The organism is Streptomyces sp. NPDC090499 (genome assembly GCF_044769305.1).
Classification (GTDB): Bacteria; Actinomycetota; Actinomycetes; order Streptomycetales; family Streptomycetaceae; genus Streptomyces.
Genome location: NZ_JBIVXP010000037.1, coordinates 25,437 through 38,147, shown reverse-complemented (window position 1 = coordinate 38,147; position 12,711 = coordinate 25,437). Strand labels below are relative to the sequence as shown.

General features: G+C 72.1%; 12 protein-coding genes. 7 read left to right on the top strand and 5 right to left on the bottom strand.

Annotated features, from left to right (window positions below; all coding sequences use genetic code 11):
- Positions 1-213: 213 nt before the first annotated feature.
- Positions 214-657, top strand: coding sequence for a MarR family winged helix-turn-helix transcriptional regulator (locus tag ACIQVL_RS50725; protein ID WP_403479191.1), 444 nt, complete (start codon positions 214-216; stop codon positions 655-657).
- A 232-nt stretch (positions 658-889) separates the two neighbouring features.
- On the opposite strand, the gene ACIQVL_RS50720 is transcribed toward ACIQVL_RS50725, so the two are convergent.
- Together ACIQVL_RS50720 and ACIQVL_RS50715 are read right to left on the bottom strand one after the other, a co-directional pair.
- Positions 890-2,305, bottom strand: a complete 1,416-nt coding sequence (locus tag ACIQVL_RS50720; RefSeq protein WP_403479190.1) for an amidohydrolase family protein — start codon at positions 2,303-2,305, stop codon at positions 890-892.
- Complete coding sequence (locus ACIQVL_RS50715) at positions 2,302-3,561, bottom strand: CoA transferase (RefSeq protein ID WP_403479189.1); 1,260 nt, start codon at positions 3,559-3,561, stop codon at positions 2,302-2,304. The genes ACIQVL_RS50720 and ACIQVL_RS50715 overlap by 4 nt, the downstream gene beginning before the upstream one ends.
- A 22-nt stretch (positions 3,562-3,583) precedes the next feature.
- Between ACIQVL_RS50715 and ACIQVL_RS50710 the strand changes: the two genes are divergently transcribed.
- The 6 genes from ACIQVL_RS50710 (at position 3,584) to ACIQVL_RS50685 (ending at position 10,742) form a co-directional block, all read left to right on the top strand.
- Positions 3,584-4,666, top strand: a complete 1,083-nt coding sequence (locus ACIQVL_RS50710; protein ID WP_403479188.1) for an enoyl-CoA hydratase/isomerase family protein — start codon at positions 3,584-3,586, stop codon at positions 4,664-4,666.
- A 259-nt stretch (positions 4,667-4,925) separates the two neighbouring features.
- Positions 4,926-6,407: an aldehyde dehydrogenase family protein gene (locus ACIQVL_RS50705; RefSeq protein WP_403479187.1), complete on the top strand. Its 1,482-nt coding sequence runs from the start codon at positions 4,926-4,928 to the stop codon at positions 6,405-6,407.
- Between the two features lie 73 nt (positions 6,408-6,480).
- Positions 6,481-7,707, top strand: a complete 1,227-nt coding sequence (locus ACIQVL_RS50700; protein ID WP_403479186.1) for a CaiB/BaiF CoA transferase family protein — start codon at positions 6,481-6,483, stop codon at positions 7,705-7,707.
- On the top strand, positions 7,704-8,951 hold the full coding sequence (locus ACIQVL_RS50695; RefSeq protein WP_403479185.1) for an NAD(P)/FAD-dependent oxidoreductase: 1,248 nt from the start codon (positions 7,704-7,706) through the stop codon (positions 8,949-8,951). Before ACIQVL_RS50700 ends, ACIQVL_RS50695 begins: the two co-directional genes overlap by 4 nt.
- 52 nt (positions 8,952-9,003) lie before the next feature.
- Positions 9,004-9,840: a mycofactocin-coupled SDR family oxidoreductase gene (locus ACIQVL_RS50690; protein WP_403479184.1), complete on the top strand. Its 837-nt coding sequence runs from the start codon at positions 9,004-9,006 to the stop codon at positions 9,838-9,840.
- A 38-nt stretch (positions 9,841-9,878) separates the two neighbouring features.
- Positions 9,879-10,742, top strand: coding sequence for an NAD(P)-dependent oxidoreductase (locus ACIQVL_RS50685; RefSeq protein WP_403479183.1), 864 nt, complete (start codon positions 9,879-9,881; stop codon positions 10,740-10,742).
- Here the strand turns inward: ACIQVL_RS50685 and ACIQVL_RS50680 are convergent.
- From ACIQVL_RS50680 to ACIQVL_RS50670, 3 genes are read right to left on the bottom strand one after another with little or no spacing between them, the layout of a single operon-like run.
- Positions 10,732-10,926 (bottom strand): ferredoxin, encoded by a 195-nt coding sequence (locus ACIQVL_RS50680; protein ID WP_355729226.1) that lies wholly within the window; start codon positions 10,924-10,926, stop codon positions 10,732-10,734. The two genes, ACIQVL_RS50685 and ACIQVL_RS50680, sit on opposite strands and share 11 nt — an antisense overlap.
- A gap of 60 nt (positions 10,927-10,986) precedes the next feature.
- Positions 10,987-11,337: a ferredoxin gene (gene fdxA, locus ACIQVL_RS50675; RefSeq protein WP_403479182.1), complete on the bottom strand. Its 351-nt coding sequence runs from the start codon at positions 11,335-11,337 to the stop codon at positions 10,987-10,989.
- A gap of 20 nt (positions 11,338-11,357) precedes the next feature.
- Positions 11,358-12,707 (bottom strand): NADP oxidoreductase, encoded by a 1,350-nt coding sequence (locus ACIQVL_RS50670; RefSeq protein ID WP_403479181.1) that lies wholly within the window; start codon positions 12,705-12,707, stop codon positions 11,358-11,360.
- Positions 12,708-12,711: the final 4 nt, after the last annotated feature.

Genomic DNA, 12,711 nt, shown 5'->3' with positions numbered 1-12,711 from the left:
GCGTTCAGCGTGGCCTGGCCGTCCGGGACGAAGGTCAGCTTCGTGTCACCGAGCGTCAGCGTCCGCACACCCGAAGGAGTCCGAAACCGCTCGTCGGGGGTCGCTGTGGTGTCCGTCATGGGTCTGTCCTCCATTGCAGCACCTTAGTGCTTACGCCTTAAAAGGTTATGGCTATATCTATCATAGGTTGAAGGAGCTTGCTAGTCTGGTCCCATGACGACATCGGAAGCGCAGGAAGCAGCGCGGTGGTGGGAGCTGGGCAAGCTGGTGCACGAGCTGGACATGCAGAACAACTCACGCCTGCGCGAGCGCGTGGCCAAGATCGGTCTCACCGTCGGGCAGGCCTCGGCCCTGCGCCAGCTGACAGGGCCGATGACCCTGAGCGAGCTGGCCGCACGGATGGGGGGTGAGCCGTCGAACGCCATCGTCGTGATCGACAAGCTGGAGAGCCAGCGGCTGGTCGAGCGGCGCCCCCATCCCACCGACCGCCGGTCCAAACAACTCAGCCTCACGCCCGAGGGCGCCGAGCAGCGGGAAACACTGCTGAAACTCCTTCACGAGGAACCTCTCGCGACGGGTCTGACCGAGCAGGAGCAGGACACCCTGCAGGACCTGGTGCAGAGAGCCATATCCGCTGCTCGGACCCCCGAGGCCTGAAAGCGCCGGACAGCGGACCGCATCAGCAATCGCTCGTCCGTGGCTGATCTCGGCGCCTGCCGTTGCTGAACGCGAGCGGACGGCGGCTCTGGCAGGCGCCGAGGGGTGCGGGCGATTCGCCGGCCGATGAGCCGTCCGCCGCCGTACACAGTGGCGCCGTGGATCCTCGCCGACAGAAACGGGCGGGGTCGTCGATTCGGCGAGGAGCGTTACCGCATGTTCCTCGGACGTCTCACGTGTACCCCAGGTCGTCACCTGCCACGGGACGCCCCGCGAGCAGCACCAGCCGTACCGCCTCGGCGTCCAGGAGGGGCAGCGCCTGGGCCATCGGAACACTCAGCAGCACCAGGTCGGCCGGCGTACCCGGGCGGATTCGCCACGGCGGGTCACCGGGGGAGTGAGCGGGGGAGAGATAGCCCGCCAGCGCCTGGGCGGGAGCGAGCCGTTCATCGGGTCCGAGGACCGCACCCGAGCCGGTGCGCCGTCCCACGGCGGCGCGCATGACCGCCCAGGGGTCGAGCGGCCCGTAGGGCGCGTCGCTGGACAGGCCCAGCGGAATCCCGGCCGCCCGCAAGGACGCACAGCGGTACAGGTCAGCGTGTTCTTCGGCGGGTGTGCCGCGCAGGTAGTCGTCCCCGCGGTCGGCCAGGAAGCCCGGTTGGGTCACCACGCGCAGGCCCAGGCGCCGTATGACGGGAACGGCCTCCGGGGGAGTCAGCGACGCGTGTTCCAGTCGGTCGCCGGGGAGTGCCCCCACCTCCTCCAGCACCGCGAGGAACAGCAACAGCGCTTCGCGGGTCACGCAGTGCACGGCGACGGGCCGACCGGTCCGGTGCGCGGCCTCGACGGCCTCGGCGAGTTGGTCGTAGCCGGGCAGTGACGAGTCGGCGATGACGATCTTCCACGGGCCGGGCCGGGGGCCGGGCCGGGAGGCGTAGTGGAGCGGCGCGCCGAGCAGGTGCACCCGTTGCGGCAGTTCCCCGCAGGCCATCGCTTCGGATACGGCGGCGACCGTGGCGGCGTCCAGGTCCGGCGTGGCGTCGGTGACCGTCGTGATGCCGTATCCGGCCAGCCGTCGGCCCAGGCCGGCCAGCGACGGCGGATCGCCCGACGGCAGGCGGCCACGCAGCCAGCCGTCCGCACGCCACAGCCGTCCGGTCGGGCGGCCGTCGGCGTCCCGTTCCACCCCGGGATGACCGGCTGTGGCCAGGCCGACCGCGGCTACGGCACGGGAGTTGAGCACCCACAGCGCGCCGCTGCGGTGCTGCATCCGTACCGCCACGTCGCCGCGCAGCGCGTCCAGCCCGGCCGCGTCCAACTCGCCCGCCACGGACTCGTGGTAGCGCACCGCCCGGATCCAGCCGTGCCGGTCGGGCACTGCGCGGCGCAGCGCCTGTGCCAGTCCTCGTGCGTCATGGACGGTGGCCGGGTCGCAGGCGGTGGAGGCGAGGTCCGCCGCGGTGGCGAACAGGTGCAGGTGATGGTCGGTCAACCCGGGCAGGAGCGCTCCGCCGTGGGCGGGGAGTTCGTGCTCCGCGCGGTCCGCGCGCGGCAGAGCGTGGCCGGTCTCCAGCACCCGGCCGTGTCCGATCCGGACGTCGAGGAGCGCTCCGTCGACCTCCGCTCCGCGGATCAGCAGGCCGGTCACGGTACGGCGATCCCGAGCCGGCGCAGTACCGCGCCCGTGTCCGCGCCCAGCGCGGGCGCGGCACCGGCGGGCGTGCGGGCCACCGGCACCGCCACCGGGACCAGTCCCTCAGCGGTGTCCACCTGCCAGCCGTCCCCGCCGCCGGAAGGCACCACGCGTGCCGTGGAGGCCGTGCGCCCGCGTACCGTCGCCGCCACCACATCGGCCATGGCCACCTCCCGGAGCACTCCGCGCCCGTCCTCGGGTTCGGACATCGCCAGAGCCGCGGCCGTCAGGCCGGTCAGGGGGTCGGCGATCGCGTCTCCGCAGAAGACCGGCGCTCCGTCGCCGTCGAAGGCCAGCAGGCCACCGGCCGCGGCCACGTCGTCGCCGAACCCCACCCGGTCCACGGACCGTCCGTAGGCGGTGATCGACACCCAGGTGCAGCCGCGCTCCACCTCGGCCGCCGCGTCCAGGCCGAACCGGGCCAGCGCCCGGGGACGGGAGGCCTCGACGACCACGTCCGCCGCGCGCACCAGCGCCTGCAGCGCCGTCCGCCCGGCACGGTCGGACGGGTCCAGGGCCACCGCGCGGTGCCCGGCGTGCAGCAGGTCGTAGAAGGCCTGACTGCCGAACCTGGCACCGTCCGGCCGCGAGGGCAGCTCGACCTTGACCACCTCCGCGCCCGCCAGGCCCAGCAGGTGCGCGCACAGCGGACCGGCCCACAACGCGCTGAAATCGACGACCAGCATGTCGCGTACCGAACGGGGCCGGCCCAGCTTCGGCATCGGGTTCGTCGCCTGGCGTTCCCGCACCGCTCCGGCCGCCAGCCCGAGCAGCGCCACCCGCTCCTCCAGTTCGGCCAGCGGATGCGTGGCGAGCCAGTCGGCCAGTCGCCGCGGCAACCGCTCGTCCAGCTCGTGCCCGATCGCCGCGCTCCACAGCGCCGGGTCGTCCGGTCGTACGCAGGACACCGCCGCCCAGCCGTCCGCCGCGGGCAGCAACCGGCATCCGCCGCCCACCGAGACCCGTCCCTGGCGGGTGCCGCCGGTCAGCGCGGCCCGCTCGGCCAGAAGCCGTCCGCCGTCCACCCGTACCGGCAGGCCGCCCTCGGCGCCGGCCCGCCGGATGTGCTCGGCCAGGTCCGTGGCGAGACAGGCCGCCTCGCCGATGGGCACCGACGGAGCCCGGTCGGCGTGTCCGGTCAGCCACATCACCCCGCTGCGTGCCCAGGCGTCCGTCGCGGCGGAGGCTGACCTGCATGACCACGTGACCATGTTCGGATGGTAGAACGAGGAGGTGGCTGCCCCAACAGTGATCGGTGTCGAGGACCTGGCCGCGGGTGCGGCTCAGGCGGATCTGCTGGGTCCGGGCGGGGCGGTCGACCGTCCGCTGATCGTCGTGGATCTGGACCGGCCGGTCACTGACAAGACGGTGGCGCGCCAGGCGGCGCGGCAGGCCGCGGACTGCGATCGTCTGCTGGTGGGCCTGACTCGAAGGGACGACGGCCCGCACCGCCTGTCCGATCCGCTGCTGGACGCGCTGGACCTGACGCTCGTGCCCGGCGGCGGCAGCGCCGATCGCCGTGTGGTCGCCGTGGACGACCCCGAGGCGACGGCCGGTGCGCTGACCCGCGCCGCCGGGGAGAGCCCGGAGGCCGCCGTCATCCTCGGCCGCCTGCTGCGCACCGGCTCGCGACTGACCGTCGGCCAGGCCCTCGACGCCGAGTCGCTCGCCTACTCCACGCTGCTGGCGGGCCGGGGCTTCGCCCACTGGCTGGCCGTACGCGGTCACCGCCCACCGCCGCCGCCCGCCGCGGCCGATCCCGTGCTCGTGTGCCGGGACGGGGACGTGCTCCGGGTGACACTCAACCGGCCGGAACGGCACAACGCCTACGGCCGGGAGCTGCGCGACGCCCTCGTCGCCGTGCTCGACCTCGCGCTGCTGGACGACAGCGTGGCGGAGGTCGTCCTCAGCGGCAACGGACCTTCCTTCTGCTCCGGCGGGGACCTCGGCGAATTCGGTGTCGCCCGGGACCTGGACACCGCCCATCTGGTCCGCACCCGCGCCGGCGCCGCCCTGCCCCTGCACAAGCTGCGCGAGAAGGTCACCGTCCGCGTCCACGGCAACTGCATCGGTGCCGGGATCGAGCTGCCCGCCTTCGCCTCGCGGATCGTCGCCGACCCGGCGACCGTCTTCCGCCTCCCCGAACTCGCCATGGGCCTGATCCCCGGCGCGGGCGGAACGGTCAGCATCCCCCGCCGCGTCGGCCGCTGGCGCACCCTCTATCTCGTGCTGGACGGCGGGCCGCTCACCGCCGAGCGCGCCCTGCGGTGGGGTCTGGTCGACGAGCTGAGCTCGTGCGGCCCCACCGGCGCCTGACCCGGACGTGCGCCCATGTGCGGGTGCGGGGATCTCGACACCCTTGCGATGAGGTCATACGATAGGGCTTCCAGAAAGCCTTTCATTAGCGCGACAGGAAGCAGTCGAAGCGCATGTGACCTGCGGTGTCATCGCGGGAACCGAGCGCCGGACGCATCCTGGAGGAGCCGCCTCCGCGCCGCACGGTCAGGCACCGCCATGGGCCGCTGCCGACCGTGACGCCACCCACGATGTCCGCACCCACGGGAGGGTCGCGCAGATGATCGAGACCAGTGTCGGATCGTTCTCGCCGGAACGCCGCATGCTCATCGACGGCAAGCTCGTCGAAGCGGCGTCCGGCAAGCTCTTCGACAACATCAACCCCGCTACCGAGGAAGTGCTCGGAAGCGTCGCCGACGCGGGTCACGAGGACATGGAGCAGGCGATCGCCTCGGCCCGGCGGGCGTTCGACGAGACCGACTGGTCGACCGACCATGCCTTCCGCCGGCGCTGTCTCGAACAGTTGCAGGAGGCCCTGGAGTCGGAACGCGAGCAGATGCGGGCCGAACTTGTCGCCGAGGTCGGCACCCCGGTGCGGGTCACCCGTGGCGCGCAGTTGGACCTCCCCCTGGAGGACGCCTTCCGCTGGCCGGCCGAGCAGATCGACCAGTTCGCGTGGGAGCGGCAACTGGCCGACGGCAACGCGTTCGGCGTGGCCAGCAAGCGCAAGGTGGTGAAGGAGCCCCAGGGCGTCGTCGGCGCGGTCCTTCCGTGGAACTTCCCGTTCGAGGTGGCCGCCAACAAGCTCGGTCCGATCCTCGCCACCGGTAACACGGTCGTCGTCAAGCCCGCACCGGACACTCCGTGGAGCGCCACCCGCCTGGGTCGGCTCATCGCCGAGCACACCGACATCCCGGCCGGTGTGGTGAACATCGTGCCGTCCTCGGACCATCTGGTCGGCGAGGACCTCACCCTCGACCCACGGGTGGACCTGATCTCGTTCACCGGTTCGACGGTGACGGGCAAGCGGATCATGGAGAAGGGCGCCGCCACCCTCAAGCGGGTGTTCCTGGAACTCGGCGGCAAGTCCGCGATGATCGTCTGCGAGGACGCCGACCTGGCCGCGGTGCTGCCGGCCGCCGGCGGCGTCTGCACGCACGCCGGGCAGGGCTGCGCGATGCTGACGCGGGTGCTGCTGCCCCGGTCGCGGTACGCGGAGGGTGCGGAGATCCTGAAGTCGGTCATGGAGAACATCCGGTACGGCGATCCGACCGACCCGAACAACGTGCAGGGCCCGCAGGTCAGCGCGAAGCAGCGCGACCGGGTCCTTTCCTACGTCAAGAAGGGCATCGACGAAGGTGCCACGCTGGCCGTCGGTGGCGGCCGGCCGACCCACCTCGACAAGGGCTACTTCGTCGAGCCGACGCTCTTCCTCGACGTCGACAACTCCATGACGATCGCGCAGGAGGAGATCTTCGGTCCGGTACTCGCCGTGATCCCCTACGACGACGAGGAGGACGCGGTCCGTATCGCCAACGACAGCAGCTACGGGCTGTCGGGCGCGGTCCACTCCGCGTCCGCCGAGCGGGCCATGGCGATCGCGCGCCGCATCCGCACCGGGTCGATCTCGGTGAACGGCGGCATGTGGTACGGCGCCGACGGGCCGTACGGAGGCTACAAGAGCAGCGGTGTCGGCCGGCAGAACGGTGTCGAGGGCTTCGAGACCTACCTGGAGACCAAGCTCGTCGGTTACATCGGCTGAGCGGTCTCCGGCCACCGCGCCCGCAGCCCCCGCAGACAACCCGCGTTCGGCACAGAACCAGCAAGGAGTACCCGTGAAACGTCCCATGGAAGGCGTACGGATCGTCGAGGTCGCCCAGTACACGTTCGTACCGGCGTCCGGCGGGGTCCTCGCCGAGTGGGGAGCCGAGGTCATCAAGGTCGAGCACGCGGTCCGCGGTGACGCGCAGCGCGGCCTGGTGAAGGTACTCGGCCTCGACGTCGTCCCGACGACGTCCTTCTTCCCGATCATGGAGGGCCCGAACCGGGGCAAGCGCAGCGTCGGCATCGCCCTGGAGGTTCCGGAGGGCCGTGCCCTGCTGGACGAGCTGATCCGCTCGGCCGACGTGTTCGTCACGAACTTCCTGCCGAACGCGCGGGAGAAGCTGCGGATCAACCTCGACGACGTGCGCGCGGTCAATCCAGACATCATCTACGTCCGTGGCACCGGTTTCGGTGCCCGGGGCGAGGACGCGGGCACGGGCGGGTACGACAGCACGGCGTTCTGGTCCAGGGGCGGCAGCGCGGACGGCGTCACGCCCGACGACGCGGACCGCCTGGCTTCGATGCCGTCGGGCGCGTACGGCGACTCGATCGGCGGCATGACGATCGCCGGAGGCATCGCGGCCGCACTCTATGCGCGCAAGGCGACCGGCGAGCCGACGGTCGTGGACGTCTCCCTCCTCGGCGTCGGCGCCTGGGCCACCCAGTTCTCGGTCAACCAGGCCCTCCTCGTCGGCGGCCCCCTGCCCAAGGCGAAGCCTCCGCGGCACGGCTCGGCGTCGAACCCCCTGCACGGATCGTTCCGCACGGCCGACGGGCGCTGGCTGACCCTGGCCATGCTGCAACCCACCAAGTACTGGCCGGAGTTCTGCGAGCGCATGGGACGGCCGGACCTGATGACCGACCCCCGCTTCGCCGGGGACGCCATCCTGGCGAACGGTCCCGAGGGCGGTGCCGTCGTCGCGGAGATCATCGGCGGCATCACCCTGGCCGAGTGGCGTGAACGGATGCGGGGCGCGCAGGGACAGTGGGCGGCCGTGCAGAACGCCTACGAGGTCGGCATGGACCCGGCGCTCCGCGAGAACGGCCTCATCGCCAAGGTCGTCGACGCCGACGGGGTGGAGCGCGAACTCGTCGCCAACCCGGTGCAGTTCGACGAGACCCCCGTCGAGAGCCGCCGGGCGCCGCAGTTCGCCGAACACACCGACGACGTGCTCCGCGAACTCGGCAAGTCCGAGGAGGAGATCATCGACCTCAAGATCGCCGGTGCGGTCACGTGACCGCCGTCGACTCCCGGTCGGTCGTGGTCGTCGGCGCCGGCCTCGGCGGGCTGACGGTGGCGGAGGAACTGCGCGGGCTCGGCTTCGGCGGGTCCGTCGTCCTGGTCGGGGCGGAACACGAGGCGCCCTACGACCGGCCACCGCTGTCGAAAGAGGTGCTGAAGGGCACGCGCTCCAACCCGCCGTCGCTGCGTGAACCCGACGAGCTGGACGCCCTCGGCCTGGACCTGCGGCTGGGCACCGTGGCCTGCGGTGTCGACACCGCGGCCCGCCGGGTCCGGCTGCGGGGCGGCGGAGAACTGCCGTACGACGTGCTGGTCGTCGCGACCGGTGCGCGTGCCCGTGGCTGGGACGCCGCCGGTGGTGCGTCGAACGTCTGGAGCCTGCGCACCGCACAGGACGCCGCCCGCATCGGCGCCGCCGTCGCGCGCGGGGGCCGCATCGGCGTGCTCGGTGCCGGCTTCATCGGCTGCGAGGTGGCGGCGAGCGCCCGCGAGACGGGCTGCGAGGTCACCCTGGTCGAGGTGCAGTCGGCGCCGCTGGCACACGTGCTCGGTCCGGAGGCCGGAGCCGAGATCGCGCGGCGGCACCGGGCGGCCGGGGTCGATGTGCGGTGCGGGGTGACGATCGCCGACGCCGATCTGGCGGGCGACGTCCTGACCGGGGTCCGTCTCTCGGACGGTACGGGCGTCGCGGTCGACGGGCTCGTGGTGGGCCTGGGCGTCGTACCGGACACCGGCTGGCTGGAGGGATCCGGGATCGCGGTCGACAACGGCGTGGTGTGCGACGCGTCCGGGCGGACGTCCCAGGAGGGTGTCTACGCCGTCGGGGACGTCGCGCGCTGGGTGAACGCGCGCACCGGCCGTCACCGCCGTATCGAACACTGGACCACCACCATCGAGCAGGCGGCGATCGTGGCGAGCGACATCACCGGGCAGGAGCGGCGGGTGCTCGACGAGGTGCCGTACTTCTGGAGCGACCAGTACGGCACGAAGATCCAGTGCGTCGGCGAACCGGACGCCGGCGCCGACATCACCGTCCGGATGACCGGAGCGGACGGAGACCGTCCGATCTACCTCTACAGCCGCAGCGGCGCGCTGACCGGCGTGCTCGGATTCGGACTCGCCCGCGTCGTGATGCGCCTGCGGGCGCCGGTCGCGGAGCGGGCGGCACTCGGGGACGCTCTCGACCTGGTCGACGAGCTGTACCCGCGGGCATCGGCCCTGACGGATTCACCAACATGACAAGGACGGCGCGCCACCGCGCAGGCGGGGCGCGCCGACGAGGAGAGACGACATGACAGGTCGGGTTACGGGCAAGGTCGCGCTGATCACGGGTGCCGCTCGCGGACAGGGGCGCAGCCACGCCGTCCATCTCGCCCGCGAGGGCGCGGACATCATCGCGGTCGACTACCTCACCTCCTTCGACACCATCGCCTACCCGATGGCGACCGCAGAGGACATGCGGCAGACGGCGAAGGAGGTCGAGGCCCTCGGCCGCCGGATCCTCACCATCCAGGCGGACGTCCGCGACGAGGCCGCCATGCGGCAGGCGGTGGCCGACGGCGTCGCGGAGTTCGGCAAGATCGACATCGTGGTGGCCAACGCCGGTATCTGCGCGATGGAGAAGAACCAGCCTCTGCAGGCGTGGGTGGACGTCAGCGGCGTCAACTTCGGCGGCGTGCTCAACACTCTGAACGCGGCGATTCCGCACCTCGGTGCCGGTGCCTCCATGGTGGTGATCGGTTCCCTCGCCGCCCTGCTCCCCGACGGGGTGAGCCCGGAGCCGGGAGGCAAGGCCTACTCGTGGGCCAAGCGGTCGCTGGTCTCGCTGGTCAAGGATCTCGCGCTCGTCCTGGCGCCCCACTCGATCCGTCTCAACGGGGTGCACCCGACCAACTGCAACACCGACATGCTGCAGCACGAGGCCATGTACAAGTCCTTCCGGCCGGAGCTCGAACACCCCACCCGCGAGGACGCGACCAAGGCGTTCCCGGTGCTGCAGGCCATCCCGGTGCCGTGGGTGGAGCCCTCGGACATCAGCCAGGTGGTCGTCTTCCTGGGTTCGGACGAGTCTCGCTACGTGACCGGGCAGTTCATCAACTGCGACGCCGGAGGACACCTCAAGAGCTGACCGAGCGACGCACGGCTGTACCGCACGGAGGAGGACGGATGCGCGTCGGTTTCGTCGGGCTCGGTGACCAGGGCGCGCCCATCGCCGCGCGCATCGCGGCGGCCGGGTTCGACTGCGCGGTGTGGGCCCGGCGCCCCGAGGCGCTCGCCCCCTTCCGTGCCGGCCCGGCCCGCGTGGTCGATGCCCTCGCCGACCTCGGCGAGGGCATCGACCTACTGGGTACCTGTGTCTTCGACGCGGCCGGCACCCGGGAGGTCCTCTTCGGACCGGACGGCGTCGCACCGGCGATGCCGTCCGGCGCGACGATCGCGGTACACAGCACCATCGCGCCCGACGAGGTACGGGCACTGGCCGACGAGGCGGCGAAGCACGGTCTCCACCTGCTGGACGCCCCCGTGAGCGGCGGACGGATCCGTGCGGAGGCGGGCGAGCTGCTGACCATGGCCGGGGGCGAGCAGAGCACTTTCGCCCGGTGCGAGCCGGTGCTGCGGACGTTCTCCGCCGAGGTCGTGCACGTGGGACCCGTGGGGGCGGGCCAGCACGCCAAACTGCTCAACAACGCGCTGCTGGCCGCGCACCTCGCCCTCGCCGCGGACGCTTTCAGGATCGCGGAACTCCAAGGGCTCGATCCCGCGGCGTTCGGCAAGGTCGTCGCGGCGGGTTCGGGCCGGAGCTTCGGCGTGGAGATGTACGCACGCGCGGGCGGACTGGCGTCCGTCGCCCGTTCCCAGGCGAGGCCCACGCTCGGCAAGGATGTCGGACTGCTGGCCGGCTCGATCGGGTCCGAGGGCGACGGCGGGCTGCTGCTCCCGGCCGCCCGAGCGGGGATCGCCCGGCTCGACGCGGCCGCCGACGGTCAGGAGGTCACGTCGGCGGCCGCGGGTTCGGGCTTCAGGAGCTGAGCGTGATGGCGCGCTCCGGGCAGTTGGTCGCCCCGGCGCGCGCCGCGGCCTCGAACTCCGGGGGCACCGGCTTGTCGCTGCCGATGTTGCAGTAGCCGTCGTCGTCGACGGTGAACACCTGCGGGGCGACCGCGTTGCAGCGAGCGTGACCGCTGCACTTGGCCGGGTCGACGGATGCCTTCATGTGCGTGTCCTTTCCTGGGGGCAGCCGGGGGCCTGTCGGGCCGGTGCCGGATGGTTTCGGTCAGGCCTCGGCGCCGACCTGCGGGGGCAGCGCCGCGACGAGCGGGGTGTCGGCACCGACCGGACCCACGGACCGCGCTCCGCCAGGATTGCCGAGCGGCGCCCCGTTGACCAGCGGAAGCGTGAAGAAGGCGGCGTTGTCGGCGATCGAGGCCTGCAGCGCTTCCGGGACTTCCTGATCGAAGTAGATGGCGTCGTTCGGGCACACCGGTACGCAGGCGCCGCAGTCGATGCATTCCTCCGGATTGACGTAGAGGGCCCGGTCGCCCTCGTAGATGCAGTCGACCGGACACTCGCGCACACACGCGCGGTCCTTGAGGTCGACGCACTTGGTGGTGATGACGTACGGCATGACGAACTGTCTCCTCAAGTTCACGGCGCGAGCTGCGCCGACTCCGTGATCACGTCGGTGCGCGCCCGGTGGACGACGGCGTGCATCTCCGCGAGCGCGGTCAGCTTGACGCGCGGCCGCCCGAGCGGCTCGCCGCTCGCCCGCTCGTGGCGGTCGATCGACAGCCATGCGTCCCAGTCGACGGGCGCCGGGACACTGCGGCGGATCCACGCCTCCACCTCGTCCGGCGTGGCACTCGGACGCCCGTCGAGCCGCCCACCGTGCAGGTCGTCGAGAAGGGCCGCGACGGTGTCCTCGGCGTCGGACTTGTTGGTGCCGATCACTCCGGAGGGCCCGCGTTTGGCCCAGCCGACGACGTACTCGCCAGGCAGCGCAGCGCCGCCGGCGTCCACCAGCCGGCCGGCGACATTGCGCAGGACGCCGGTGCGTGGTTCCAACGGAAGGCCCTCCACCGGGCGCGCGCGATATCCGACCGCGCGTACGACGAGTCCGCACGGCAGTACCTCGTGCCGGCCGGTCGGCCGAGCGACGACGCGCCCGTCGGGACCGAGCTCCAGCGCGCTGTGCGCGGCACGGACTCCGGTCACGCGTTCGGCGGCCGGATCACCCAGGATCTCGACGGGCGAGCGCAGGAAGCGGAGCTCGATGCGCCGGTTGCCGGGCGTGGGGGAGCGCCGGGAGAACTCGGTGAGCAGCGCCACCCGCCGGGCCGTCGGTGAGTCCGGCCCCTGGGCCGCCAGCTCCCGCGCGCTGTGCGGGTCGAGCTGGAGGTCGGCCGGATCGACGACGACGTCCACGCCGTCGAGCCGGCCGAGCTCCAGCAACTCCGGGGTGCTGAAGGCGGCCTGGACCGGGCCGCGCCGGCCCAGAACGGTCACCTGGCGCACGGCTGACGCGGCGAGCGCGTCGATCGCGTGGTCAGCGGCGTCGGTGCGGCGGAGGGCCTCGTCGGGCAGTACGAGCATGCGCGCCACGTCGAGCGCGACATTGCCGTTTCCGACCACGACGGCACGGCTGCCGTCGAGATCGAACCGCCGGTGCGCGTGGGACGGGTGGCCGTTGTACCAGCAGACGAAGTGCGTGGCCGGATGCGATCCGGACAGCTCCTCGCCGGGGATGCCCAGCCGGGTGTCGAGCTCGGTGCCCATCGCGTACACGACCGCCGTGAACCGTTCGAGAATCTCGGCGCGGCTGATCACCTCGCCGAGCCCGATGCCGCCGAAGAAGCGGACGGCCGGGTGCGCGGCCGTCCGTTCGAAGACGCGGGCCACAGATTTGATCTTGGGATGGTCGGGTGCGACGCCGGCGCGCACCAGTCCGTAGGGGGTCGGCAGGCAGTCGAAGAGATCAACCGCGATGCCTTCGCGCACCAAG

What these genes read in the sequence shown, in the direction of transcription:
- fdxA (WP_403479182.1), bottom strand. Translation starts at nt 11,337, where the DNA reads ATGCCGTACGTCATCACCACCAAGTGCGTCGACCTCAAGGACCGCGCG.
- ACIQVL_RS50685 (WP_403479183.1), top strand. Translation starts at nt 9,879, where the DNA reads ATGCGCGTCGGTTTCGTCGGGCTCGGTGACCAGGGCGCGCCCATCGCC.
- ACIQVL_RS50705 (WP_403479187.1), top strand. Translation starts at nt 4,926, where the DNA reads ATGATCGAGACCAGTGTCGGATCGTTCTCGCCGGAACGCCGCATGCTC.
- ACIQVL_RS50725 (WP_403479191.1), top strand. Translation starts at nt 214, where the DNA reads ATGACGACATCGGAAGCGCAGGAAGCAGCGCGGTGGTGGGAGCTGGGC.
- ACIQVL_RS50690 (WP_403479184.1), top strand. Translation starts at nt 9,004, where the DNA reads ATGACAGGTCGGGTTACGGGCAAGGTCGCGCTGATCACGGGTGCCGCT.
- ACIQVL_RS50715 (WP_403479189.1), bottom strand. Translation starts at nt 3,561, where the DNA reads ATGGTCACGTGGTCATGCAGGTCAGCCTCCGCCGCGACGGACGCCTGG.
- ACIQVL_RS50680 (WP_355729226.1), bottom strand. Translation starts at nt 10,926, where the DNA reads ATGAAGGCATCCGTCGACCCGGCCAAGTGCAGCGGTCACGCTCGCTGC.